This is a genomic window from Nitrosospira sp. Nsp14 (assembly GCF_900113575.1).
In the GTDB taxonomy this organism is placed as follows: domain Bacteria; phylum Pseudomonadota; class Gammaproteobacteria; order Burkholderiales; family Nitrosomonadaceae; genus Nitrosospira.
In genome coordinates, this window is record NZ_FOPV01000016.1 from 13,798 (window position 1) to 39,670 (window position 25,873).

Annotated in this window: 27 protein-coding genes; 9 read left to right on the top strand and 18 right to left on the bottom strand. The window is 54.5% G+C overall.

Features of this window, described 5'->3' with window-relative positions; all coding sequences use genetic code 11:
• Positions 1-42: 42 nt before the first annotated feature.
• Both iscR and BM022_RS11080 read right to left on the bottom strand, forming a co-directional pair.
• Complete coding sequence (gene iscR, locus BM022_RS11075) at positions 43-513, bottom strand: Fe-S cluster assembly transcriptional regulator IscR (protein ID WP_091139303.1); 471 nt, start codon at positions 511-513, stop codon at positions 43-45.
• 231 nt (positions 514-744) lie between these two features.
• The gene (locus tag BM022_RS11080) at positions 745-1,476 is read right to left on the bottom strand and encodes an RNA methyltransferase (protein WP_091139305.1); all 732 of its coding nucleotides are present in this window, start codon (positions 1,474-1,476) and stop codon (positions 745-747) included.
• Between the two features lie 38 nt (positions 1,477-1,514).
• Between BM022_RS11080 and BM022_RS11085 the strand changes: the two genes are divergently transcribed.
• From BM022_RS11085 to mutS, 3 genes are all read left to right on the top strand, one after another.
• Entirely contained in the window at positions 1,515-2,339 is an 825-nt protein-coding gene (locus BM022_RS11085; RefSeq protein WP_091139307.1) for an inositol monophosphatase family protein, read from the top strand.
• A 151-nt stretch (positions 2,340-2,490) separates the two neighbouring features.
• The gene (locus tag BM022_RS11090; protein WP_091139309.1) at positions 2,491-5,202 is read left to right on the top strand and encodes an MGH1-like glycoside hydrolase domain-containing protein; all 2,712 of its coding nucleotides are present in this window, start codon (positions 2,491-2,493) and stop codon (positions 5,200-5,202) included.
• 464 nt (positions 5,203-5,666) lie between these two features.
• Positions 5,667-8,306, top strand: a complete 2,640-nt coding sequence (gene mutS, locus BM022_RS11095) for a DNA mismatch repair protein MutS (RefSeq protein ID WP_091139310.1) — start codon at positions 5,667-5,669, stop codon at positions 8,304-8,306.
• A gap of 95 nt (positions 8,307-8,401) precedes the next feature.
• Here the strand turns inward: mutS and BM022_RS11100 are convergent, their stop codons facing one another.
• From BM022_RS11100 to rseP, 6 genes are all read right to left on the bottom strand, one after another.
• Complete coding sequence (locus tag BM022_RS11100; protein WP_091139312.1) at positions 8,402-8,881, bottom strand: FKBP-type peptidyl-prolyl cis-trans isomerase; 480 nt, start codon at positions 8,879-8,881, stop codon at positions 8,402-8,404.
• Positions 8,882-9,205: 324 nt separating this feature from the next.
• Positions 9,206-9,808 carry a ribonuclease HII gene (gene rnhB, locus BM022_RS11105; RefSeq protein WP_091139313.1) on the bottom strand — a complete coding sequence of 201 codons (603 nt, stop codon included), beginning with the start codon at positions 9,806-9,808 and terminating at the stop codon, positions 9,206-9,208.
• Positions 9,809-9,857: 49 nt separating this feature from the next.
• Positions 9,858-10,301, bottom strand: a complete 444-nt coding sequence (gene fabZ, locus BM022_RS11110) for a 3-hydroxyacyl-ACP dehydratase FabZ (protein WP_091139315.1) — start codon at positions 10,299-10,301, stop codon at positions 9,858-9,860.
• A 105-nt stretch (positions 10,302-10,406) separates the two neighbouring features.
• Positions 10,407-10,934 carry an OmpH/Skp family outer membrane protein gene (locus BM022_RS11115; RefSeq protein WP_256209132.1) on the bottom strand — a complete coding sequence of 176 codons (528 nt, stop codon included), beginning with the start codon at positions 10,932-10,934 and terminating at the stop codon, positions 10,407-10,409.
• A gap of 22 nt (positions 10,935-10,956) precedes the next feature.
• Positions 10,957-13,239, bottom strand: coding sequence for an outer membrane protein assembly factor BamA (gene bamA, locus BM022_RS11120; RefSeq protein ID WP_091139318.1), 2,283 nt, complete (start codon positions 13,237-13,239; stop codon positions 10,957-10,959).
• 2 nt (positions 13,240-13,241) lie between these two features.
• Positions 13,242-14,609, bottom strand: a complete 1,368-nt coding sequence (gene rseP / locus BM022_RS11125) for an RIP metalloprotease RseP (protein ID WP_091139320.1) — start codon at positions 14,607-14,609, stop codon at positions 13,242-13,244.
• Here rseP and BM022_RS15560 point away from each other — a divergent pair.
• Entirely contained in the window at positions 14,609-14,779 is a 171-nt protein-coding gene (locus BM022_RS15560; protein WP_177191701.1) for a hypothetical protein, read from the top strand. The genes rseP and BM022_RS15560 overlap by 1 nt on opposite strands.
• Positions 14,780-14,824: 45 nt before the next feature.
• Here the strand turns inward: BM022_RS15560 and ispC are convergent, their stop codons facing one another.
• The 7 genes from ispC to rpsB all read right to left on the bottom strand — a co-directional run bounded on the left by ispC (position 14,825) and on the right by rpsB (position 20,922).
• The gene (gene ispC / locus BM022_RS11130) at positions 14,825-16,012 is read right to left on the bottom strand and encodes a 1-deoxy-D-xylulose-5-phosphate reductoisomerase (protein ID WP_091139321.1); all 1,188 of its coding nucleotides are present in this window, start codon (positions 16,010-16,012) and stop codon (positions 14,825-14,827) included.
• Positions 16,009-16,830 (bottom strand): phosphatidate cytidylyltransferase, encoded by an 822-nt coding sequence (locus BM022_RS11135; protein WP_091139323.1) that lies wholly within the window; start codon positions 16,828-16,830, stop codon positions 16,009-16,011. The genes ispC and BM022_RS11135 overlap by 4 nt, the downstream gene beginning before the upstream one ends.
• Before the next feature lie 48 nt (positions 16,831-16,878).
• On the bottom strand, positions 16,879-17,676 hold the full coding sequence (uppS, locus tag BM022_RS11140; RefSeq protein WP_091139324.1) for a polyprenyl diphosphate synthase: 798 nt from the start codon (positions 17,674-17,676) through the stop codon (positions 16,879-16,881).
• Positions 17,677-17,799: 123 nt separating this feature from the next.
• Positions 17,800-18,357, bottom strand: coding sequence for a ribosome recycling factor (gene frr / locus BM022_RS11145; protein WP_091139326.1), 558 nt, complete (start codon positions 18,355-18,357; stop codon positions 17,800-17,802).
• Between the two features lie 90 nt (positions 18,358-18,447).
• Complete coding sequence (gene pyrH / locus BM022_RS11150) at positions 18,448-19,164, bottom strand: UMP kinase (protein WP_091139404.1); 717 nt, start codon at positions 19,162-19,164, stop codon at positions 18,448-18,450.
• A gap of 7 nt (positions 19,165-19,171) precedes the next feature.
• Positions 19,172-20,080, bottom strand: coding sequence for a translation elongation factor Ts (gene tsf, locus BM022_RS11155; RefSeq protein WP_091139328.1), 909 nt, complete (start codon positions 20,078-20,080; stop codon positions 19,172-19,174).
• A gap of 107 nt (positions 20,081-20,187) precedes the next feature.
• A complete protein-coding gene (gene rpsB / locus BM022_RS11160) occupies positions 20,188-20,922 on the bottom strand; it encodes a 30S ribosomal protein S2 (RefSeq protein ID WP_091139329.1) in 735 nt (244 codons plus the stop codon).
• Positions 20,923-21,347: 425 nt separating this feature from the next.
• On the opposite strand from rpsB, the gene BM022_RS11165 reads away from it, so the two are divergent.
• The 5 genes from BM022_RS11165 (at position 21,348) to BM022_RS11185 (ending at position 23,757) form a co-directional block, all read left to right on the top strand.
• The gene (locus tag BM022_RS11165; protein WP_091139331.1) at positions 21,348-21,761 is read left to right on the top strand and encodes an ElaB/YgaM/YqjD family protein; all 414 of its coding nucleotides are present in this window, start codon (positions 21,348-21,350) and stop codon (positions 21,759-21,761) included.
• A 40-nt stretch (positions 21,762-21,801) separates the two neighbouring features.
• Positions 21,802-22,170 carry a phage holin family protein gene (locus tag BM022_RS11170; RefSeq protein WP_091139333.1) on the top strand — a complete coding sequence of 123 codons (369 nt, stop codon included), beginning with the start codon at positions 21,802-21,804 and terminating at the stop codon, positions 22,168-22,170.
• Positions 22,167-22,517, top strand: coding sequence for a hypothetical protein (locus tag BM022_RS11175; protein WP_091139335.1), 351 nt, complete (start codon positions 22,167-22,169; stop codon positions 22,515-22,517). Before BM022_RS11170 ends, BM022_RS11175 begins: the two co-directional genes overlap by 4 nt.
• A gap of 182 nt (positions 22,518-22,699) precedes the next feature.
• On the top strand, positions 22,700-23,002 hold the full coding sequence (locus tag BM022_RS11180) for an EF-hand domain-containing protein (RefSeq protein ID WP_091139336.1): 303 nt from the start codon (positions 22,700-22,702) through the stop codon (positions 23,000-23,002).
• Positions 23,003-23,088: 86 nt separating this feature from the next.
• A complete protein-coding gene (locus tag BM022_RS11185) occupies positions 23,089-23,757 on the top strand; it encodes a shikimate kinase (protein ID WP_371264329.1) in 669 nt (222 codons plus the stop codon).
• 153 nt (positions 23,758-23,910) lie between these two features.
• Here the strand turns inward: BM022_RS11185 and def are convergent, their stop codons facing one another.
• The 3 genes from def to BM022_RS11200 form a co-directional block, all read right to left on the bottom strand.
• Positions 23,911-24,444, bottom strand: coding sequence for a peptide deformylase (gene def, locus BM022_RS11190; RefSeq protein ID WP_091139337.1), 534 nt, complete (start codon positions 24,442-24,444; stop codon positions 23,911-23,913).
• The gene (locus tag BM022_RS11195) at positions 24,434-25,180 is read right to left on the bottom strand and encodes an S-methyl-5'-thioinosine phosphorylase (protein ID WP_091139407.1); all 747 of its coding nucleotides are present in this window, start codon (positions 25,178-25,180) and stop codon (positions 24,434-24,436) included. Before BM022_RS11195 ends, def begins: the two co-directional genes overlap by 11 nt.
• 143 nt (positions 25,181-25,323) lie before the next feature.
• Positions 25,324-25,872 carry a hypoxanthine-guanine phosphoribosyltransferase gene (locus tag BM022_RS11200; protein ID WP_091139339.1) on the bottom strand — a complete coding sequence of 183 codons (549 nt, stop codon included), beginning with the start codon at positions 25,870-25,872 and terminating at the stop codon, positions 25,324-25,326.
• Position 25,873: the final 1 nt, after the last annotated feature.

Here is a 25,873-nt window from a genome sequence, read left to right on the forward strand (position 1 = left end):
TTTGCGAACGAACCTTCGCTTGGAGTTTCATGCCGGCAGTAATCAAGCCAGAGCCGTTTCGCCCGGCTCTTTGCATGCTCTCATATCCTGCAATACCGCAATATCCTTCACCTTCGGGTTCGAAACCAGCTGCTCCAGCGTTACCAGCGCAAGATAATCTCTTATTCTGGCATTGAGATTCGCCCACAGGTCATGGGTCATGCAGCGCTGGTCATTAAGACAGTTTTCTTTGCCGCCGCACTGAGTCGCATCGATCGGCTCATCCACGGCGAGAATGATATCGACCACTGACACTTCGCTCATCGGCTTCGTCAGGCAATAGCCCCCACCCGGTCCACGCACGCTGCCCACCAGCTTGTTGCGCCTCAGTTTGCCGAATAATTGTTCCAGATAAGATAGTGAAATTTTCTGCCTTTCGCTAATACCCGCCAACGTAACAGGCCCATCGGCGCTATGCAAGGCAAGATCAATCATGGCAGTTACCGCAAAACGTCCCTTCGTCGTCAATCGCATTTTTTGCTCCAATAAGTATTCATACCGTGCTCTCCTGAAATATGGCTGGAAAATACCGGATTAGTTGGTTAATACCCGACAACGCTAGTCAAGTATATAAAGCCCCTCTATTACGGTCAACTATATTTTTGTTCAAGAAATTGATGTGAACCTGGCCGTCGATCAACTTTGTGCACGTTCCCGGCATCACGCGTGCCCGACGCGTTCGCACTGGGCCGCACGACAGGCTCGTTAAGGCTGCATACGCTTTTCACATGCGCCGAGTATCCCGCGCAAAATGTTCACTTCTTCTTTTTCCAGCCGGGCGCGGGCAAGTAGGCGCCGTATCCTCTGCATCAAACGCTTGGGCTCGTGAGGATCAAGAAAGCCGGTAACAATTGCGACCTGTTCAAGGTGGCGGCAGAGCAGTTCGATCTCCTCGAACTCCGCCGCTGGGGCAACCGATGGAGAAAGGGAGCCAGGCTGGGGCAGCGCCATGCGCAATTCATAAGTCATCACCTGCACTGCGCTGGCGAGGTTGAGGGAGGAGTAGTCCGGATTGGCCGGGATATGCATGACGATTTGGCACTTACTGACTTCGGATGTGGTGAGGCCGGACATTTCCGTGCCAAAAACCACCGCCACCTGACCTTGCCGCGTACGATCGATCAATTCCAATGCCCCGCGGCGGGCATCGAAAACCTCAGGAGACAAGTCGCGGGGACGAGCGGTAACGGCCGCGGCAAGAATGGTGCCGCTCAAAGCCTCGTCCAGGTTTGAGCAAACTTTCGCCTTGTTCAGTATGTCCCACGCGCCGGCGGCGCGCCTTTCCGCCTCCTTGTCGGGGAAAGTCTTGGGATTCACCAGGTAGAGCGAATCGAGGCCCATCGTCTTCATCGCCCGCGCCACGGCCCCGATATTTCCCGGATGGCTGGGATGGCTTAGTACCACGCGGACTTTATCAAGCGGATAGGAGGGATTCATATTAAAATTCGCATTCCTTTAATATTTGAAGTCAGCCTATGCATCCCATGCTCACCATTGCGGTAAAAGCCGCACGACGCGCCGGTGGTATTATCAACCGTGCTGCGCAGAATCTCGATTTGCTGCATGTATCGCGCAAAGCGCACAGCGATTTTGTCAGTGAAGTGGACGGCGCGGCGGAAGAAGCCATCATCGGAACGCTGCGGGATGCCTATCCCGATCACGCCATTTTAGCAGAAGAGAGCGGTGCTCAAGGCGACGCGGGCAAATCCGAGTACCGGTGGATTATCGACCCGCTTGATGGCACGACAAATTTTCTTCATGGCTTTCCGCACTATTCGGTATCAATCGGGTTAATGCATAAAAACCTCTTGACCCAAGCGGTGGTTTACAACCCTTCCGCCAACGAATTGTTTACCGCAAGCCGCGGAGGTGGCGCATATTTGAACGACCACCGTCTGCGAGTGAGTAAGCGTGACAAGCTCGGCGACTGCCTGATCGGTACCGGATTTCCATTTCGCGAGTTCACGCATGCGGAAGCCTACCTGTCCATTTTCAAGGACATCATGCCCAAGGTGGCGGGCATCCGGCGACCCGGTTCTGCCGCATTGGACTTGGCCTATGTTGCGGCGGGACGTTACGACGGTTTCTGGGAATTCGGGTTGTCACCCTGGGATATGGCGGCCGGTTGCCTGCTCATTACCGAGGCCGGCGGGCTGGTGGGCGATATGGAAGGCAACGATACTTACATGCACAACGGCAACGTGTTGGCTGGCAATCCGAGGATCTTCGGCCAGTTGCTGCAAATCATCGCCCCACATTTGACCGAGGCGTTGAAGGCAACCAGCGAACGCAATCAATAGCGTCTTGCGCAACCCAAAGCTGGGCGCGACAGTTTGTGCCATCAGTCCCCTTTCAGTCGTGCTTGGTAATGACGATTCACGAACCACAGCAGCGGCCGGGCGCCTCAAGCGTGCCCAGGTCTAGCGCTTCCCAAAGAGGAGGAACGACGTAATGACCACTCAGCCGGATGCGGAACGGCAAAGGCTGAAGAATCAGCAGCATCGTGCCGAGAACTGGCGTCTGTGGGGACCTTACCTCGCCGAGCGCGCCTGGGGAACCGTTCGGGAAGACTATAGTCCGGACGGCAACGCCTGGGGACACTTCGACCATGATCAGGCGCGCTCCCGCGTCTATCGCTGGAATGAAGACGGTCTTGGCGGTATTTCGGATGAGGCGCAACGGCTTTGTTTCGGTCTCGCTCTCTGGAACGGCCGAGATGTCATCCTGAAGGAACGGGCGTTCGGCTTGACCAACAACCAGGGAAACCACGGGGAGGACGTGAAAGAATGCTACTTCTACCTGGACGCCACCCCCTCGCATGCATGGCTGCATTATCTTTATAAATATCCTCAATGCGCATTCCCTTATAAACGGCTAGTGGAAGAAAACGCCGGCCGTTCCCGCCATGAACCGCCGTTCAGCCTAATCGACAGCGGGTCATTTGCCGAGGGGCGCTACTGGGACGTCGAGGTTTTTTACGCCAAGGCATCCCCCGAGGAACTGCATATCGAAATCGTGGCTACAAACCGGGGGCCCGATGAAGCCGTCCTGTGGGTGGTGCCCCAACTATGGTTTCGAAATGACTGGTCATGGCGGGATATGGATGCGCAGAAGCCCCTCTTGTATGCCATGGCACCCCCGGATGGCGCCGCGGCCTGGGCGGTTTCTGCGGAACACCCGCTACTGGGTACGTATCATCTTTATGGGGGGCAGCAGGCGGACCTGCTCTACACAGAAAACGAGACCAACAACGACAGGCTGTGGGGGCTCCCTAATGTCGGGCGTTACGTCAAGGATGCGTTTCACAGCTATCTCATTGATGGAGAGGCGACGGCGGTAAATCCGCAGCAACGGGGAACCAAATTCGGCGCGGTACACAAGCTCACTGTTCCGCCGGGGCAAACATCTGCTATCGCATTAGTTTTGTCAGCCCGACCCAAGCCTGAGCCATTCAATTCTCACGCACAAATTTTGACCCAACGGCTCGCCGAAGCAAATGCTTTCTTTACATCACTGCTGCCGGAAGCCACGGCTCACGATCACCGCATTCTCCGCCAGGCGCTGGCTGGGATGATTTGGAACAAGCAGTTCTATCACTATGACGTATCCACGTGGCTGAAAGGCGATCAGGCGATACCCCCGGCGTCGAGGCAAACCGGGCGCAACCACGACTGGCGCCATCTCAGCGCCAATGACGTCATTTCCATGCCCGACGCCTGGGAGTACCCATGGTTCGCCGCCTGGGATCTCGCGTTCCATTGCACCGTGATGGCACTGATCGACGTGGATTTTTCCAAGGATCAGGTAGAGCTGCTGCTGCGCGAAAATTTTCTGCATCCGGGCGGGCAAATACCAGCGGGCGAATGGGGCTTCAGCGATGTGAATCCGCCTTTGCATGCCATGAGCGCTCTCAAGGTGTTCCGTGCGGAGCGAGTGCAACGCGGCCAGGGCGATATCGCTTTTCTCAAGCGTGTTTTGCACAAACTGTTGCTGAACCATACCTGGTGGATCAATCGCAAGGACGCCACGGGCATGAACGTATTTGAGGGGGGGTTTCTCGGGCTTGACAATATCTCTGTATACAACCGTTCCCAGCCATTGCCAACGGGCTATACGCTGAAACAAGCGGATGCGACTGGCTGGATGGCGATGTTCGCGCTGCAGATCACTGTAATGGCGCTTGAAATTGCGGTTGAAGACCCCGCTTATGAAAGCATTGCTGTCCAGTCCTACAGCCAGTTTCTGGCAATCGCAAATACGCTTGCCGGCCACACCGGCGCGGGCGTATCCATCTGGGACGAGGCTGATGGATTCTTCAAGGATATTGTTATGGATCTGGAAGGCAGCGCACATCGCATCGATGTTTTTTCCTGGGTGGGCGTCATTCCCCTGTTCGCAAGTGAAGTGGTAGATGCGCGGCTGCTCGCCGGGCGGGACCGTTTTAACGCGCTGCTCTGGAAACATAAGGGCGGCATGTTCGACGGCAGCGTGATCTGCGCCTGTCCCGTAACCACGAACGAACGGGGGGAACATTTATTGTCCGTTGTCACCCCCGCCATGCTGGTGAGGATCTTGGCCCGTGTTTTCGATGAAGATGAATTCTTTTCCCCATTTGGCGTGCGCAGCGTGTCGAAGCGCCATGCCGAGGGGCAAGACCTGGGGCATATTCCTGGCATTGGCAATGCCATCATCCACTACGTGCCCGGCGAATCCGATTCACCGCTGTTCGGTGGAAATTCCAACTGGCGCGGCCCAGTCTGGATGCCAACCAACTATCTGCTGGTTCAGGCAATCGAAAAAATGTATCGTTACCTGGGCGATGCTTTCACCTTTCCCGCTCCCTGCTTAAATGGCTACGAGATTAATCTCAAATACGCCGCGAATATGCTAGCCGAGCGCTTAGTCGACATTTTTCGCCGGGACGAATCCGACGTCATCCCGAATTTCCCCTTGAACAGTCCGCACCAGACGGACCCGCACTGGTGCGACCTCCTGCTTTTCCATGAGTATTTCCACGGTGAAACCGGCCAGGGACTGGGCGCTGCCCACCAGACCGGCTGGACTGGTTTGGTAGCGAATCTGGTGATGCGCCGCTATCGAACGGAGATTCCGGAATTTTGGAGGCAGCAGGCGAACAATATTGCATGGGAATCTAGTCCCTAGGCTTTTTATTTGCGCCGCAACCCTGCTTGCTTGCCATTACATCTAGTATTACTCACACGCTTCCCCACCATTCAAGAAATCGGGCGGACTAGCCGATAATATCGAGCCGGATTACTTGTACTCCACTATCTCCGAAGGATATCCAGATGCTAAAAATTCTTATAAGCGTAGAATCTCAGAGGCACCGGTACTGGGGTACCTCGTGTGAATTAGCTGGTAACCTCTCGCCCAGAGAAGCTACGTTAAAAAATCAGTTTCTTTCTCCGCATTGCCTAGCTATATATGTGGCAGCGGGGAGCTACGCCGACTGTTACGGAGCGACTGCGGCAATGCTCCGCTGGGGCTAGGGAACGCAAACATACGCAGTAAATCATCGCGTTTAAAAAGCAAATCCGTTAGATTTACATCGACGACCGCTCTTGCAAAAATACAACGAAGACAATGGCTTAAAAAGCCACACGCCCATGATGCAGCAATACCTGCGCATCAAGGCGCAGCATCCCGAGATGTTGATGTTTTATCGCATGGGGGATTTCTACGAACTGTTTTTCGATGATGCGGAAAAAGCCGCTCGGCTGCTTGACATTACCCTTACCCGGCGCGGCACGTCCGGCGGAGAACCGATCAAGATGGCGGGCGTGCCTTACCACTCCGCCGACCAATATCTTGCCAAACTGGTCAGGCTCGGAGAATCAGTAGTAATCTGTGAGCAGACCGGCGACCCTGCGACCGCCAAGGGTCCCGTTGAGCGCCAAGTCACGCGCATCGTCACGCCCGGCACGCTGACAGATGCGGCATTGCTGGAAGAGAAACGCGAAAGCGTTATCGTTGCGTTGCAAGTGCACAAGGCAACGCTCGGACTGGCCTGGCTCAATCTGGCGGGCGGTAAATTCTGCGTGATGGAGACAACGCCCGACAAACTGGCGGGCGAGCTTGAACGGCTAAAGCCTGCGGAAGTCCTTATCCCCGACTCGCCCGAAAGCCTTGACGGGTTAGACTGTGACAGCGTGTTCAGGAAAACCTGCCTTAAGCGCCTGCCTTTTTGGCAATTCGATGTCGAGGCCGCTGCCAGAATTCTTTCCCGGCAATTCGGCACGCATGATCTTTCGGGTTTTGGTTGCGAGGGCTTGCATGCCTCGCTGGGAGCCGCAGGCGCGTTGCTGGAATACGCGCGCCTTACGCAGGGTACCAGCATCGCCCATGTCGCGACGCTGGGTATTGAGCGGGACAGCGCGTACCTACGTCTGGATGCGGCGACGCGCCGTAATCTCGAAATTTCCGAAACGATACTCGGCGATGCTGCACCCACGTTGCTATCGCTGCTCGATACGTGCTCGACCAATATGGGAAGCCGACTGCTCCGTCACTGGCTGCATCATCCCCTCCGCGACCGTGCATTGATTCGGAACCGGCTCGACGGCGTATCGTGGCTGATGGGTGAAGGTGGATCAGGACCGTACCTTGCGGTGCGCGCTTGCCTTAAACGGGTGGGCGACATCGAGCGCATTACCGCACGCATCGCGTTGAAATCGGCTCGGCCTCGAGACTTGTCTGGATTACGCGATAGCCTTAAACAGTTGCCGCAGGCGCTCGCGCTCATAGCCGAGATAAGGAGCGCCAACAGCGAACCCATTAACACGCCCATTGCCGTGCTGGCGAAAAAAATGGTCCCGGATGAAACGCTGACCGCACTACTGGAAAAAGCGTTGCGGGACGAGCCTGCGGTTATGCTGCGCGAAGGCGGCGTGATTGCCGATGGCTACGATGCAGAGCTGGATGAACTGCGCGCGATACAAAACAACTGCGGTGAATTTCTGCTTCGACTTGAAGAACAGGAAAAGACGCGTACCGGGATACCCAGCCTCAAGGTGGAATATAACCGATTGCACGGTTTTTATATCGAGGTGACGCATGCCCACAGCGATAAAGTCCCATCCGACTATCGTCGAAGGCAGACGCTGAAGAACGCAGAACGTTATATCACACCCGAACTAAAGGCTTTCGAAGACAAGGCATTGTCCGCGCAGGGTCATGCCCTGGAACGGGAAAAATTCCTATATGCTGAATTGCTGGATACGCTTGCGCCCTATATTGTCCATTTGCAAGGGGCGGCGCAGAGCGTTGCAGAACTGGATGTTCTTGCGACATTTGCCGAACGGGCGCTTGCGCTGGATTACACCTTGCCGTTGTTTACTGATGAAACAGCCATTGAAATTGAGGCGGGCCGTCATCCGGTAGTAGAAAGGCAGGTAGAGAACTTCATTGCAAACGATTTACGCCTAGGCGCAGGCCGCGGCGATCAAACACGGCAGATGCTCGTCATCACCGGCCCCAATATGGGTGGAAAATCGACCTATATGCGGCAAGCCGCGTTGATCGCATTGCTCGCCCATTGCGGTAGCTTTGTGCCTGCCGCCAGCGCGCGCTTCGGCCCTCTCGATCAAATTTTTACGCGGATCGGCGCCTCCGATGACCTGGCCGGTGGACGCTCCACTTTCATGCTGGAAATGAACGAGGCTGCCAACATTTTGCATAATGCCAGTTCACAAAGCCTGGTATTGATGGATGAAGTGGGAAGAGGCACGTCCACCTTTGACGGCCTTGCGCTTGCTTTGGCAATTGCCCAGTATCTGCTGGAGAAGAATGGTAGCTACACGCTATTCGCAACCCACTATTTCGAGCTGACTCAGCTCGCCGAGGAGTTCCCGCAAGTGGCAAACGTCCATTTGCGCGCCGTGGAACACAAGCATCGTATCGTGTTCCTGCATGCCATCAATGACGGCCCTGCGAGCCAAAGCTATGGTCTACAGGTTGCCGCGCTGGCCGGCGTGCCGGCACCCGTAATCAAAACGGCGAGGCAATACCTTGCAAAACTTGAGAAGGACGCAATAGGAAGGTATCCGCAACGAGACTTGTTTTCGGATGCGGCGCCAGCCAGATGTGAAACTGGAGAAACCGCTGAAGCTTGGCAGAGGGGAGAAATTCTGGCACAGCATCCGGTCTTTACAATGTTGCGCGCGGTCCTACCGGACGAGTTGAGTCCGAAGCAAGCGCTGGACACGCTTTACGCCCTGAAAGACGCCGCAGAGAAGAAATCGCCCTAGCGCGGAGCAGCTTATTCTCTTGATGAGTCGGCAAGAATCCGGTCGAGTATCGGGACGGGGGACGGGAACCCGGTCCGGAAGGTTTTAAAAGCTTTTTAATGCTCGTGACCATGCGCCCCGTGAGCGTGCCCGTGCGCCAATTCTTCCGCGGTCGCGGCGCGGACTTCCGTAACCGTACAGTCGAAACGCAGGGTGATTCCAGCGAGCGGGTGATTACCGTCCACTACCACCTTGTCCTCCGCGATATCCGTCACGGTATAGATCAACGCGTCATCGGAACCTTCTTCGCCACCTTCAAACTGCATCCCGACCTCCACATTGTCGGGAAAAAGGCTACGAGGCTCCACCCGAACCAACTCGCTATCGTACTCACCGAACGTGTTCTCCGGCTCCATTAGAACCGAGCAGCTATCGCCTACTTCTTTGCTGTGCAACTTTTCCTCTACCATAGGAAAAATGCCGTCATAGCCCCCATGCAAATAACTGATGGGGGCGTCGGGTTTTTCCATTACCTGACCGGTCAAATCAGATAATTCATAAGTTAACGACACCACGGTATCTTTTTCGATGCGCATATATTTGATTTAACCTTAATCAGTTACAGCGATATAAATAGAGCCGCAAAGACTCCCCTCCCGCTCAGGAAGATTGCAGACCCACCGGTTCAACCTCAAACCAATCTCTGCGTATTGGGGCGTTTGTTAGTGATTATGATCCAATATTAGTTCCTTTCCACTTTTTTGCCCGTCCCAGCAGCTCCATGGGGCTGCAGAGGCATGATTTTCCCGTCCCAGCAGTTCCGGGAGATTTCGCCAAGGCGTATTCGTCCGCACCTTCCATAACACGAACTGCTGAAGGAAATCGGGAAGCTCGCGCAGGAGCCCAGGAAGCCCAGGAAGCTACGGCTCACCCGAGCCCCCGAAGTTCGCCATCGATTCCCTGACCGGTGCAAAACTACGGCGATGCACCTCGGAGATCCCATGAATCCGTATTGCGGTAATGTGCTGCTCAGTGGAATACCCTTTATGTCGGTCAAATCCGTAATGCGGGAAGCGCTTGTGCAGTGCCAGCATCTCGGCATCACGCGCGGTTTTAGCCAGGATGGAAGCAGCGGAGATTTCGGGTATCAGGCTATCCCCCCTGACAATTGCGGTTACAGGACACTTCAGGCGAGGACGGTGATTTCCATCCACCAGCACCCTCGCGGGAACGAACGACAAGTTCTCTACGGCACGTTTCATGGCGAGCAAGCTGGCCTGAAGAATATTTATCCGGTCTATCTCCCCGACTGATGCAAATCCGATAGCCCAGGCAATGGAATTTGCCCTGATCGCGAGCGTCAGCCTGTTGCGCTGATCTTCACGCAACGTTTTGGAGTCGGCCAACCCATCGATTTGGCGGGCCGGATCAAGTATCACGCAGGCAGCGAATACCGGTCCGGCTAGTGGTCCCCTACCAGACTCATCCACGCCGCCAACCCAGTTGCATTCGTCCGACAGCATTCCTAGCGATCCTGCTTTTGCTTACCTGAAAACATGCTCGTCGTAGCTCTCACTCGGCGGTTTTGGTCCGCATCGTGCACATCAACTCGGCCTCGGTGACAACGCGGCCATCCACTTCCGCCTGAACGGCGTATTTCCAAATACCGATTCTCTCACGCAGAATGGTGGCCTTGAGGATCAGTTGATCACCGGGCTGCACGGGTTTTTTGAAGCGCGCGCCGTCAATTCCGACAAAGTAATAGAGTGAATCGTCATCGGTCGTCAAGTTGGCGGTCCTGAGTGTCAGGATCGCGGCCGCTTGCGCGAGGGCTTCAATGATCAATACGCCCGGCATGACCGGGTAATGCGGGAAATGGCCCGAAAAGAACGGCTCGTTCATGCTGACGTTCTTGAGAGCCGATATGTTTTTTCCGGGTTCGCAGCATAAAACCCTGTCGACCAGCAGGAAAGGATAGCGATGAGGGAGATACTTCAGTATTTCATGGATGTTCATGGAGTCCACGTTTAGCTTCCTGTTTCAGTGTCTTAAATAGCTCAAAAAGCCGGAGTTGCCGCCCCCGCTGAAATCCCTCGCCAAAGGCACATAACCCCCTGGCAGCTACTTGTCAGCCAAAGCTTTGATAACCTTTTCAGTGATGTCGATGCGCGGGCTTCGGTAAACAAGATCGCGCAGGGGCAGTATCAAGTCGTATTTCTCTGTCTCCGCGATTACTTGAATCACTTTCGTGGCGGTTAACTGGAGCGCGGCGACTTCGTCGTTCTGGCGCAGGCTCAGATCTTCGCGCATCTGTCGTTGAGCCCGCTGATATTCCCGGTTGAGGGTGGCAAGGTCCCGCTCCTTGTTGCGGCGCTCGCCCTCCGGCATGCTATTGCCTTCTTTTTCCAGCACGTCCTGCAGCGCCTTGGCCTGCGCAGTCATTTTCTTGAGTTCCTGGTCGCGCGGCAAAAACTCTTTCTCGATTTTCCTCAAGGCCCTTACCGCAGGTGCTGACTCGGCGAGAACTCTTTCAGTATCGACAACGCCTATCCTGATCTCATCCGCAAGCGAAGCAGCAGATCCCCAGGTGGACACAAAAATGATGCACACGGCCATTAATATCCGTCCCGAATGTATCTTGTGCTTCAATTTAATCTCCACATTTGGTCGCTTAGAATTGCTGCCCGAATTGAAACTGGAAGCGCTGCAAATTATCCCCCGGCTTGTCATTCAACGGCTGTGCGACGCTGATTTTAAGGGGCCCCATGGGGGAGATCCAGGTGACGGCAATGCCAGCGGAATAACGCAGGCCCTCCTGCTCCGGCTTTACGCCCCCCGGCCCCCACACGGTACCCCCGTCCATGAAGGCGCTCAGTCGCACTGTTCGATCATTCCTCATTCCCGGCATTGGAAACAGTACTTCGACGCTGCCAACCAGGCGCCTATTTCCGCCGAGGGCTCTGTTGTTCGCATCCCGCGGCCCCAACGAGCTGATATTGTAGCCGCGAACGGAAGTATTGCCTCCGGCAAAGAAGTTCTTGAAGAAGGGGAGTTCGTGTCCACGGTAGCCATCGCCGTACCCCGCTTCTCCATTCAGCATCAGCGTAAAGGTGTCGGTAAGAGGATAATACCATCGAAGGTCGTAACTCACTTTGTAATAAGTCAGATCGCCCGCGGGCATGCCCACCTCGGCAAATGCGCGCTGGGTGGTGCCCGACGTGGTCCAGATAGCGCTGTCGCGCCCGTCGCGCCGCCAGCTCGCAGTTACCGGAACGTTTATGGTACTGCTGCCGAACTCGTTCACGAAGTCAATATTCCGTTGCGGACTGTTGGGCCCGAGCTCGATCTTGGTGTTCTCGATCCCAAGGCCAGTCTGGATACTGTCATTCTCATTCAGCGGGATGCCGAAGCGCAAACCCACGCCCATTGTATCGGTATTAAAAACGTTCACAGCTGTCAACGAACTCGTATTAAGTACCCGCTTGTAAATATCGAAGCCGGCAGTGATTCCGTCCTTGGTAAAGTAAGGGTCGGTATAAGACAAGGAGTAGGTTTTATTGACCCTTCCAGTGTTGACCATGAGATTGACGAATTTGCCGGTGCCAAATATGTTGTCCTGAGCAACAGAGCCGCTCAATATCAACCCTTCCATATTTGAATAACCCGCCCCGAACATCACCGCGCCGGTGGGTTTTTCCTTAACCTCAACATTTACGTCAATCTGATCGGTGGTGCCCGGGACCGCCGGCGTTTCAAGATTGACGGCATTGAAAAAATTCAACCTGTCTACGCGCACCTTGGAGCGGTTGATCTTGGTTGTTGAATACCAGCCGCCTTCGAATTGGCGCATTTCCCGGCGTATGACTTCATCGCGGGTACGGTTATTGCCGGTTATGTTGATACGCCTGACGTAAACACGGCGCCCCGGGTCTATAAAAAAAGTAAACGCAACCTGACGTTTTTCCTTGTCAAGTTGCGGGGAGGCGTTGATATTCGCAAACGCGTAGCCGTCATCGCCCAGCCGGTCGGTAATGAGCTTGACTGATTCGGTCAGCTTTTCGCGCGCAAACACCTGGCCCGGTGCAATCTTGATGAGCTTGCGCAACTCCTCTTCCGGCACCAGCAATTCACCGGCTAGCTTGATCTCCGATACGGAATATTGTTCGCCTTCGGATATATTTACGGTGATGTAGATATCCTGCATGTCGGGCGTGATGGATACCTGGGTGGAGTCGATACTGAATTCCAGATAGCCACGATTGAGATAGTACGATCTCAACGACTCCAGATCAGCGCCGAGTTTCTGCTTTGAATACTGATCTTCCTTGGTGAACCAGGTGAGCAGACCGGGCGTCCGCAAAACGAACGCAGTGAGCAAGTCCTTTTCCTTGAACGCCTTATTCCCGACAATATTGATTTTACGTATCTTGGCGGTCTTGCCTTCATCCACATTGAAGTTGATCGCCACCCGATTACGTTCCATCGGCGTAGTGGTGGTTGTAATTTTCACCGCATATTTGCCGCGGCTGATGTACTGCTGCTTGAGCTCCTGCTCCGCCCTCTCCAGCATTGATCGGTCGAAAATACGCGATTCGGCCAGACCAGCCTGTTTCAGACCTTCCTTCAGCTTGTCTTTTTCGAATTCCTTGGCGCCGATGATGCTGATCTGCGCAATAGCGGGACGTTCCTCTATCACCACCACCAGGACGCCGTCCTCGGACTCCAGCCGCACATCCTTGAAAAACCCGGTGGCATAAAGCGCCTTGATGGCAGCGGCCGCTTTTTCATCATCGAGCGTGTCGCCCACCTTTACCGGCAGGTAACTGAATACGGTACCCGCCTCGGTGCGCTGTATCCCATCCACCCGTATGTCCTTGACGATGAATGGCTCGCGCGCCCACGAAGCCGAAGCGCAGACGAGGGACACGAGCGCGACGAGATAGCGAACTTTCATACTTAACTGGGGATAAGCCGGACGACGTCGTTATAGATGGCAAAAGCCATCAGGGCGAATAACAGCGCCATCCCCACCTGTTGACCAATCTCGGCGGTTTTTGCAGAAAGCGGACTGCCCTTTATAATTTCGATCACATAATACATTAAATGTCCACCATCCAGTACCGGTATGGGTAACAGGTTCAGCACGCCGAGGCTGATGCTGATAAGCGCCAGAAAGCCGAGATATGGTGCCACCCCCATCTGGGCCGATTTCCCTGCGTAGTCGGCAATGGTTATCGGTCCGCTGACATTCTTCCAGGATACTTGTCCTGCCAGCATTTTCCCCAGCATCTGCAAGGTAAATACCGACGTTTCCCACGTTTTGCTGATTGCCCTAACCATGGCTGTGCCCGGCGCATAGCTGATCTCAACCATCAGTTTTTCGAATTCAGCTTGATCGATCTTCGGGCCGATGCCCAACTTGCCCACTTTCTCGCTACCTTCCGTGGCCGTATCCGGAATAGCCTCGATACTTACGGTCTCACTGTTCCTCTGGATTCTCAACCTTAGAAGCGTGCCCGGATTGGCACGGATCTCCTGTACCAGCTCTTCCCATAATGCAATCTGCTTACTATTGACTTCCAGAATCCTATCCCCCGCGCGAAGGCCGGCCCGGCTGCCGGCGCTTTCGGGCGTCACCTGGGCAATGATGGGTTCCATATCCGGTTGATAAATGGTCAGGCCAATCTTTTTTAGAAAATCGCCATCAAGGTCATCAGGCTGGATACCTGTGACGTCCACCTGCCGCACATCGACGTGACCCAGTGGGTTGACAGTTTCCAACGTTACGGAAGACGATTGGTCGACCACATGCGACAAAAGCAGCCATCGGGCATCCTGCCAGGTGGTGACGGGGTCCCCCCCTATCTTAGTGATTGTCTCTCCGCGCTCGAAACCGGCAAACGCGGCGGGCGTCGCGGGTGGTACCGTACCGATAACGGGCTTTATGGCCGCCACGCCCAGCATGAACAGCAACCAGTAAAGCAAGATTGCCAACAAGAAATTGGCTGCCGGTCCGGCCGCGACAATGGCGAACCGGTGCGCTACGGGCTTGCGATTGAATGACTGCGGCAATTCCTGTGGCGCCACGCTGCCTTCGCGCTCGTCGAGCATCTTGACATACCCCCCAAGGGGAAAGGCAGCGATCACCCACTCCGTTTGATCTTTTCCCCACCGCTTTGACAGCAACGGCTGCCCAAACCCGATGGAAAAACGCAGCACCTTTACGCCGCACCAGCGTGCCATCAGGTAATGCCCAAATTCGTGAAATACGATCAGGAGACCGAGGGTAACGACAAAAGCGAGGGCAGTGGAAAAGAAAGTCATTGCAACGTCAGTTGGGAGTGGCGCCCTGGGAACACCTGAATCGTCGGAAAAGTCGATATGCGATCGTACGCAAAGCAGGAGGATGGCAGCAGGACGAAAAGGGTGGACGCCATTCCCAATTCCCCGCGCGGCGCATGCCCGGGGAAGTCGTCACCCGCAAGGAATGGTAAGACAAGCTAGTTCCAACCATAACGGCAACCAGGAATTCGAGTTCGTTACGCCAAGCACGCCAACCACTCATGAGCAGCTTCCCGTGCCAGACGATCAGCTGTCAGCACATCATCCAGCGTAGCCATATCTGCATGGTCGACCGCATGCATTACCTCCTCTATCATTGCCGGGATCGCAGTAAATGGCATCCTGCGATCGAGAAAGGACTCTACGGCAACTTCATTGGCAGCATTGAGCACAGCCGGAGCGCTTCCGCCCGTCTCCAGGGCTTGATAGGCAAGTCGCAAGCAAGGAAACCGTTTTAAGTCGGGCTCTTCGAAATCCAGCCGAGCCACCTTGAACATATCCAGTGGCGCTACTCCGGTTTCGATGCGTTCCGGAAAACCCAGCGCGTGCGCAATCGGCGTGCGCATATCCGGATTGCCCAGCTGTGCCAATACTGAACCATCCACATATTCAACCATGGAATGAATGATGCTTTGTGGATGAATCACAACCTGGATCTGTTCGGGGTCGGCTTCAAATAGCCAGCGGGCTTCGATAACCTCCAGACCCTTGTTCATCATCGTTGCAGAGTCTACCGAAATCTTCCGCCCCATCACCCAGTTGGGATGAGCGCAAGCTTCTCCCGGCGTTACCTGTTCAAGCAGGCTCAGCGGCGTTTGGCGGAAGGGCCCCCCCGATGCCGTCAACAAAATGCGACGCACCCCGACCGCTTTCAGGTCTCCGGCGAAACCGTGAGGTAGTGACTGGAAGATGGCATTATGCTCGCTGTCGATCGGCAGCAAGGTCGCGTTGTTTTCTTTGACAACATCCGTGAAGATGCGGCCGGCCATTACCATCGTTTCCTTGTTTGCAAGCAGGACCTGCTTGCCGTTGCGGGCTGCGGCAAAAGTGGGGCGGATACCCGCAGCTCCGACGATCGCCGCCATCACCACGTCGACATCCGGCAAGGATGCGACTTTCTCCAGCGATTCGACCCCGCAAAGAACCTCAGTCGCGACATCCGCTCGCAGAATTTCGGACCGTAGCCATTCCGCGCTGGGCTCGTCCAGCAATACCGCATACCGCGGCTGAAACCGGAGGCATTGCTCCAGCATTTTTGCGGCGCCTTTATTCGCGGTGAGCGCAACCACACGGAACCGGTCGGGATGACGTGCGACCACGTCTAGAGTGTTTTCACCGATACTGCCGGTAGATCCAAGGATGGTGAGATTACGGACAGATCTCATAATTCGGACTGTAAAATTAGAAGGGATAAAATGGCGAGGGGCAGTGTCGATGTAAGCGCATCAATCCGGTCAAGTATACCACCGTGGCCCGGCAAAATATTCCCGCTGTCCTTTACGTCGGCCTGGCGTTTCATCAAGGACTCAAACAGGTCGCCGATAATTCCCATGGCAGTTAGCAGAAGCAACAGGGGCACAAGCATCCCGGCGAGCGCATCATTCCTCGAGCTGGTGCTCCATATCAGGGCATAAACCAGAACCGCGGCGAGCGCCCCAGCGACACCTTCCCAGGTCTTGCCCGGGCTGATCGAGGGCGCCAGCTTGTGCTTTCCCCAGGCGCGCCCCGAAAAATACGCGGCGGTATCCGATATCCAGATGGTGCACATGAAGCCGAGGAGAAGAAGCGGATCGATAGCGCGCAACTGGTATAAGGCAAGTCCCGTAGGCAATAGCACCAGCCAGCCCATCAACGCGAGGCCCACCCGGTTCCTGACCCTATGCTTTGTCTTCAGGAATAATGGAACATACAAAATCCAAAACGCCACCGAGGCGAGATAAACCGGTTCTAGCGCTGTCGTATAGGGATTGGCCAAAACCGCGTCGCCCAATACGAACAGCAGTTCTCCAGCCAGAAATATGGTGAATAAAAGGTAAAAGATGGAGTAATTCAGGGAAAATCGCGCCAGCCTGCTCCATTCCCATACACCCGCCGCGGTCAAGGCAAGCAAGAGCACCATCCAGAAAACCGCTGATAGGTAGAACAGTGCTGCCAGAAACAGACACAACACAATGACGGCGGTGAGAATCCTGGCCCTGAGCATGACTATAAATATAAAGGAAGAAACAGGGCAGGTTGAGCAGTGGCGAAGTTAAGCCGTTCTCTTGACGGCGCCTTCTCTGTTGTGCGTGGCCTGTGCCAGCTGCTCGCTGGTGCGTCCGAAGCGACGCTCGCGCTGCTGGTAGGACTGAATGGCAAGCTCCAGTGCATTAGCATCAAAATCCGGCCACAGCGTCTCAGTAAAATAGAGCTCTGTGTAAGCCAGCTGCCACAAGAGAAAATTGCTGATGCGGTGCTCGCCGCCGGTACGAATGAATAAATCAGGTTCGGGCGCGTAGTTCAACGCAAAATGCTGCATTACGTCTTTCTCATCGAAACAGGTTGCAAGGTCTGGACGTTGTTCCAGCATCTTCCGTACGGCCTGCATGATGTCCCATCGCCCGCCATAGTTGGCTGCAACGGTAAGGGTGAAGCGGTCATTTGCGGCGGTGAGCGCCTCACCGTTACGGATGAATTCGACTATTTTCGGCTCAAACTTCGATAAATCGCCGATGACTTTAAAGCGGATGCCATTCTCGTGCAGCTTGCTGACTTCCTGTTCCAGCACATTTATGAAGAGCTGCATCAGGAAGGCGACTTCGTCTGGCGGCCTGCGCCAATTTTCGCTGCTGAACGCGAATAATGTGAGGTACTCTACGCCGCGCTCCATACAGGCCTTTATGGCCGTGCGAACGGTCTCCACTCCGCGTTTATGCCCTGCCATTCTTGGCATGTAGCGATTTTTTGCCCAGCGCCCGTTGCCATCCATAATAATGGCAATGTGACGGGGAATGATGCCGGACTCAGGTATTTCTCGGGTTGAGCTGGTGAAACTGGTGATAGCGGGCATGAGAGGATACGATTGAGTTAAGGATGGTTCAGGAACTCTCAGAGGATTCAATCATTCATGAGCATCCGCGCTTCGCAGATCATCTGGCTTTCCCTCCGCATTGTAGGGTATTTTGAGCCTAGGTCATATTGCCATCAATTCGGCTTCCTTAATTTGCAGGGTTTTGTCTATCTCCGAGATGTACCGGTCGGTTAGTTTCTGGATTTCGTCCTGACCACGGCGTTCCTCGTCCTCCGCGATTTTCTTCTCCTTCAACAGGTCTTTCAGATGGGCATTTGCGTCACGGCGTATATTCCGCATCGCCACCCTCGCGTTTTCGGCCTCATGCTTGACAACCTTGGTGAGGTCACGACGACGCTCCTCAGTGAGCGGTGGCATCGGCACCCGAATCAATTCTCCCACGGTAACAGGATTCAACCCCAGGTCCGAATTCCGGATAGCTTTTTCAACCGAACTCAACATCTTCTTTTCCCATGGCGCAACGGTGATAGTGCGCGCGTCGGCCAGATTGATATTGGCGACCTGATGGATGGGCGTGGGCGTGCCATAATAATCAAGCGTGATATGGTCCAGAAGTCCGGTATGAGCCCGTCCCGTTCTCACCTTGCCTAAGTCCAGCTTCAACGCCTCGAGACTCTTCTGCATTTTCTGTTCAGCGGCTTTCTTAATGTCGGCGATCATGATTTTAGGTTACAGAGATAGCGTAAAAGATACACTGAAAGTCCATGGACTCCTGATAAATCGGGTTCAACCGTGATAAATGAAACCCTTTCAAACCTCTACGAGGGTTCCCTCATCGTCGCCCATTACGACCCGCCTTAACGCTCCTGCCTTGAAAATACTGAATACCTTGAGCGGTAGCTTCTGATCGCGGCATAATGTAAGCGCCGTCGCATCCATGACCTTGAGATTCTGTGCGATAGCGTCGTCAAATGACAATTTCTGATAACGTACGGCGTCGGGATTCTTTTTCGGATCATCCGTATAGACGCCATCGACCTTGGTGGCCTTAAGCACAATGTCCACGTTCATTTCCATCCCTCGCAACGCGGCAGCCGTGTCGGTAGTGAAAAATGGGTTGCCGGTGCCTGCGGCAAAGATCACTACCTTACCCGCTTCCAGGTAGCGGATCGCCTTACCACGGATGTAAGGTTCAACAATTTGATCAATACGCAACGCCGATTGTACCCGGCTGACGAGGCCGCCCCGGCGCATCGCGTCCTGTAGCGCAAGTGCATTCATTACGGTAGCGAGCATCCCCATATAATCAGCGCTGGCGCGATCCATCCCATCCGCGGCGGAAACCATGCCTCGAAAAATATTTCCACCTCCGATTACGACCGCTACTTCTACACCCATGCCGTTGATGTCGGCAATCTCGGAGACAATCCGCTCGATCACGTGACGGTTGATACCATAACTGTCGTCGCCCATCAGGGCCTCCCCGGAGAGCTTCAGCAGAATACGCTTATAAGAGGGAGTCGTCATGGACATTTTAATTTGGTTGGGATGCTTTCTCTTCTTTCGCCTGGTTCACCTGAGCCATCACCTCGGCTGCGAAATCGCCGCTTTTCCTTTCGATGCCCTCCCCCACAACAAACAAGGTAAAGTTGTTCACTTTCGCAGACTTCGACGCGAGCAACTTCTCCACAGTCTGATCAGGATTCTTGACGAAGGGCTGACCAAGCAGCGTTACCTCAGCCAGGTATTTAGCGATACGACCGTCCACCATTCTGGCGACGATATCCGCAGGCTTGCCACTCTCTTCCGCCTGGGCGGTGTAAATCAGCCGTTCACGCGCCAGCAGCTCAGACGACACCTGATCGCCGGAGACGCAAATCGGTTTGCTCGCTGCGATATGCATGGCCAGATCCTTACCGAGCGTCTCGTCGCCTCCGGTGTAATCGACCATCACCCCGATTTTTGCCCCGTGCAGATACGAAGCAAGATTTCCCTGTGTTTGCTGGCGTACAAAACGCCTCACACTGATGTTTTCACCCAGCTTCATAACCAATGCTTGCCGGAATTCATCGACGTTTTCGCCGCCCGGCAACGCTGCGCTCGCCAGTGCCTCCATATCCGCCAGGCTTTCCTTTGTCAACAATTTTGCAAGATCACGAGCGAAATTAATAAAATCTTCGTTTCTGGCAACAAAGTCAGTCTCACAGTTCACTTCGACCAATGCGCCGCTCTTGCCATCAGGCACGATGTGCGCCGCGATCATGCCCTCCGCCGCTATACGACCCGCCGCCTTGCTCGCCTTGGCGCCACTTTTGATCCGTAGCAGGTCCTCCGCCGCCTTCATGTCCCCGCCGGTCTCACTCAATGCTTTTTTGCATTCCATCATGCCCAAGCCGGTGAGGTCGCGTAACTCCTTCACCATCTGTGCGGTGATCTCAGCCATAGTCACTCCAGATTCAATTTATTAAAATAGGGCAGGTTTCGTTGCTCGCACTTTTGAAAAAAGGGAGCGGGAGCGCATCCTGCCGCGAGCCATCGGGATATAGTTTTTTAGTCTGCGGCCTCTTCCACTTCCTCAACGTCGTTTTTCACGATTTCCTGCACCATCTGATTACGCCCTTCCAAAATGGCATCGGCCACGCCGCGCACATAGAGCCGTATCGCCTGGCTGGAATCATCATTGCCGGGAATGACATAATCCACCCCATCAGGACTATGATTGGTGTCCACCACGCCGACGATGGGAATGCCGAGTTTGCGTGCCTCTGTAATGGCCCCTTTCTGATATCCCACATCAATCACGAACATGGCATCGGGCAGGCCCTTCATATCCTTGATGCCCCCCAGGCTACGATTGAGTTTCTCCAGCTCACGCTGAATATCGAGTGCTTCTTTTTTCGATAGCTTATCCAGCGTCCCGTCCTGCGCCATCGTTTCCATATCGTGCAGGCGTTTCACCGATTGTTTTATCGTTTTGAAATTGGTGAGCATCCCTCCTAACCAACGCTGGTCAACATAAGGAGAGCCGCACCGGGCCGCCTCCTCGCGTACGATATCGCGGGCCTGACGCTTGGTCCCGACGAACAGGATAATGCCTCTGTTGGCTGACAACTGGCGGACATAGTTCATGGCCTCCTGATACATCGCCAAGGTCTTTTCCAAATTGATGATGTGGATTTTGTTGCGATGGCCAAAAATATACTGAGCCATCTTTGGGTTCCAGAAACGGGTCTGATGTCCAAAATGAACGCCCGCCTCCAGCATCTGCCGCATAGTCACTGACATGATTTCTCCTATAGGGTTGAGCCTCCATCCGCCATTGCCGCTCTGTTGAGAGCACCCTTTAAAAGACGGATGTGCGAAATTACACCAGCATTCAAGCTGGCAAGCTAAATCTGGTTCGCGGAAACCTGACGGAAATAAGCGTCTTCGCGAACCAGGTTAGCGCAAAATTATACCATTTCTGCCGCCCCTCGCTCAATCAAGCTGTATACATACGTGTTTGAACAGCTACATGCGCCGCAGAACGCCAACAAATCGTTGTAGGGTTGCCGATGCGGCAGTGTAGGATGTGTCAGAAAAGTGCCGGCGGATCATTATGTGTGTCAACGAACATACCTGTAACGACAATTAAGGGAAACTAACAGCTCTTATGCGGCCTTAAATATAGATTTCGCATATTTTCCCCAAACAACGAAAAGGAGCTCACCATGGAACGGGATACTTCCACAAATTCAGCCGATGATGCACAAGCCGCAGCGGAAAACGTAGCGCATCGCGTAGGCTCGGCAGCTCAGCGCGTCGGCAATGCCGCGAAAACCGCGGGCAAACAAGTGGGGGCAGTCGCCAGTGACGAACTGGAGAATCTCAGAGCCGACCTGGACGATCTCATTTCGCGACTCCCCAGTTTATCGGATATCGATTTAGAAAAAGCAAAGGATAATCTGATGCAAAAAATTGCCGAAACCAAGGAAACCGCTCGGGACGTTGCCCACGACGCGCGGGAACAATTGGATCACGGTATCGAATGTTCCCGCGATTACGTCAAGGAACGTCCGCTCCAATCCGTGGGCTATGCCGCCGCAATTGGGTTCCTGGTAGGCTTGCTGACGTCACGCCGTTAAATCCACGCCCCAGGCCCCAGCATATCAGTGAGACATCGCCATGTTTGAGACCATCACAAAAGCCCGGCAGCTCGGAGCAATTGCCTTGGAACGCGTCGGCGAATACCTGGAGCTATTGAAGATATCGGCTGAGATTCAGGGGCAGAATTTGATGAGACGCGTCGTCGGTTACGCGGTGGCCGCACTCTTTGTTGTGTTAAGTTTTATTTTCCTGGGGCTGGCGGTCATCATTACCTGTTGGGACACGCCCTATCGCGTGCTCTCTGCATGGAGCGTCGCGGGTTTGTATTCTTTAGTCGCCTTCGTGGTTTATATCGGGACTCCAAGCCGGGCCGATTCAGTTTCAGCTTTCGATACCGTGCGTGACGAGTTGCAGCAGGATATTAAACTGATGAAGGAGATCGTATGAGCGACGCTCTCGAAGACGAAAGAAATGCGCTGTTGGAGCGAATGCATGCCAGCCGCAAAACTTATCGCTCCGAGTTGACTCATGCGAAAGAACAGGTGCAAGCCCCCATCGACGACGTATTTCCCCGCAGCGAGACGTTTAAATTTATCAAGCGCCATCCGTATTATGCTTCGCTAGGATTGTTTGCTGCATTGTCCATCATGCCGCGCATGCCACTGCGCAGGGCAGTAAAAAGCGGTGCGGTCCTGGCAGCAGGCATGCTCGGCAGCAGTGCGAAAACTTTAGTGATGCGCCAAGTACTGCCGTCAATGGTGCGCTCGTTGCGGTCGCGCAGCCGTGTACGATGAATTCGACCGACGCCTCAAACCCTGCCGTTGCGCAACCAGCAGATGGGGCAAAACAAGCTAGATATAATCCTCGCGGTTTTCCAAGGAGAACTATGATGGGTAAATATTTTCTTGCTTGACTTCTGGGTGTGCCTGCAGTTGTACTCATTTTCGTCTATCTCCTGCTGAATTAACCGATTTCGATGCCATACTCAACTTTAAAACATAAAATGATTCTGGTGCTGGCGGCCACAGTCGCAGGCGTTCTATCTGCGCCCGTTCAGGTCCATGCGGAAAAACCGCAGGCCAAGCAAGAGAAAATAACGCCGCCGCTGGAATTTTACGACACCGATGAGGATGGCTACGTAAGCGCAGAGGAAGCCGCCAGTCAGAAAATGCCCGCCAGAACTTTTGAAAGTCTCGATGTTGACCGGGATGGGCGGTTAAACAAGGATGAGTTTGGTGAAGCGCCACCCATGCGCTTGAAAGAAGAAATTTCCAGATAAACTGGTAGCTTGCCGCCAAGCTCTACAGCGGATCGGGATTCCACACTTGCGCTGTAAGCGCTGCCCCATACCGCAACAGTGGGACAATGCACGAGCATTCGCATACGCGACTGTGGCATTTCCGCTACAATGTGGGCATGAATCCGACAATCGCAACTGACGCGTTCGATAACGGCGTTGGCAGAAATGCCGAAAATAAGCCCGGCGATAACGGCAATATTTTTCTCGTCGGAATGATGGGGGCGGGGAAAACCACCATCGCCAAACTTGTTGGGGATCTACTCGAAAAAGCAGTTTACGACTGTGATCGCGAGATTCAGAAAAGGACCGGTGTCAGCATCCCGGTTATTTTTGAAATAGAGGGAGAAAGCGGTTTTCGCAAGCGCGAAACTGAAATGCTCACCGAACTGGTGAAAAGCCGGAACATCGTGCTGGCTACGGGGGGAGGTGCAGTGCTGAGCCGGGAAAACCGCGACATGCTCAGAGGCAATGGCACTGTGGTTTATTTGCGGGCGACTATCGATGATTTATGGCGGCGAACGCGGCAAGACAAAAACCGCCCGCTGCTGCAAACCCCCGATCCACGGATGAAGCTGGCTGAACTTTACGCGCAACGCGATCCGCTTTACCGCGAAACCGCCCATATAATTGTCGAGAGCGGCAAGCGAAGCGCGCGCAATCTCGCGCAACTCCTGGCGCAACAATTATCAGCATGCTCGGGTTTCGAGCACATGACTGAAAACAGAATCAAATAAAACGGATCGATCCGCCTGTGCGAATATCGAATACCTCTTTCCATACGCTGGACGTTCATCATTCCAAACGAAAGACGCAGAAATTGCAGTTCCTCAGCGGCATGTTGCGTACAACCGGGCTATTTCCAGTCCTCCCCCGGCTGGAAGAATCGATTATTCATCCATTGGCGGGTGGTCTGGGAACAAGACATCGGTAAAGCCAAACGAGCGGAAATCAGGAATACGCATGGGATAAAGAATGCCTTCCAGGTGGTCGCATTCGTGTTGTACCACGCGCGCATGAAATCCCTCCACGCTCCGTTCGATGGGTTTTCCGTACTGGTCCGAACCGCGGTAGCGTAGCCGTCTAAAGCGCGGAACCATGCCGCGCATGCCCGGAACACTGAGACAGCCCTCCCACCCCTGTTCCATATCGTCGCTCAGCAGTGTTATTACCGGATTCAGCAGCACGGTATAAGGAACCTCCTCGGCGCCAGGATAGCGTGGATTTCGCTTCACGCCAAAAATTACCACCTGGAGACCGACGCCAATCTGGGGGGCGGCAAGGCCCGCGCCGTCGAGCGCTTCCATGGTGTCATGCATATCCACAATGAGCGCCTCGAGCTCGGGAGTGCCGAATTCCTGCACCTTCCTAGCGACCTCAAGCAAGCGGGGGTCGCCCATTTTCAAGACAGGTTTAATCGGCATCGAACTCCACCACGCGTTCCAGTACCTCCCTGACCCGAATCATCGCCCCCTGCAGAACAGCATGCGCATCTTCCAGCCGGATGGCGTGAGCGCTCGTTGCACGGCCTGCAGCGTGGTTCGCTACCACGGCAATGGTGGCGTAACAAAGGCCCAGTTCCTTCGCCAAGGCGGCTTCAGGCATGCCAGTCATACCGACCATATCGACTCCATCCCGTTCCAGCCGGGCGATTTCAGCGGCGGTTTCCAACCGCGGCCCCTGGGTTGCGCCATAAACACCGCCATCAATCACCTGCTCCTGGGCACGCTTGGCCGCCTCTAGCAGGCGCTTGCGGCTCAATTGACAGTAAGGCTCTGTAAAGTCTATATGCGTTACGGGTTTGTCCACTCCCTCGTAAAAGGTGTATTTGCGTCCGTGAGTATAGTCGATAATCTGATCTGGAATTGCAAGCGTGCCGGGAGCCAGATCGGCGCGGATTCCGCCCACCGAAGCGACCGCTATGACGCGGGTAAGGTTTAAGGAGTACAACGCCCAAAGGTTGGCGCGATAATTTACCTCATGCGGCGGTATGGTGTGACCATAGCCGTGGCGGGCGAGGAACACAACGCGTTTGTCGCCAATGCTGCCAAAGGTAAGCGGACCCGATGGCTCGCCATAAGGGGTGGTCACTATACGCCGGTGCGATATTTCAAGGCAGCCAAGCTGGGTCATACCGGTACCGCCGATAATTGCGAGCATTTTTTTAGTTAAGGAACCTAGAATTTTTGACGGGCACAGGTGACGGAACGGGGCGGAAGCCGACCATCCAAAAACTTCTGCAGGTTGTGCAGCTCGCATCAGCACTATTCCTCGCTGCCAGATTCCGGAGTTGGTCCGCCAAATCACCCTCTCATGGCATATATGGCAGGCAGGTTCCGCCACGCGCCATGAATATCCATACCGAACCCAAACGCATAGCGATCCGGCAACCTGACACCGATAAAGTCTGCCCGAGCAGGTTTTGGGCGACCGATATCCTTATCGGCAAAAACAGCGCTGTAAAACGCCTTGGCGCCATGACTCATGACTTTTTCGCGGATTGCGGCAAGTGTCACCCCTTCATCGAGTATATCGTCCAGCACCAGCACCACCCTATTCTTCAGCTCTTCTTCATGCGGCGAGACTTTCCAGGTAATTTCCCCGCCCCGAATCTCGTTATTATAGCGGCTGACATGGAGATAATCGAAGTTGAGCGGAAACTCAAGCAACGGCAGGAGTTGTCCCGTGAACACTACTGCTCCACCCATCACGCTCAATATGAGCGGGTATTGGTCCGACAGAGCCGCAGTAATATCTTGGGCCATGCGCTTTACGATGCCCGAAACCACGTCAGCAGGAATTATCTGCTCGGCCGCCGACAAAATATGTTTTGCTTCTTCGGAAGACAGCATA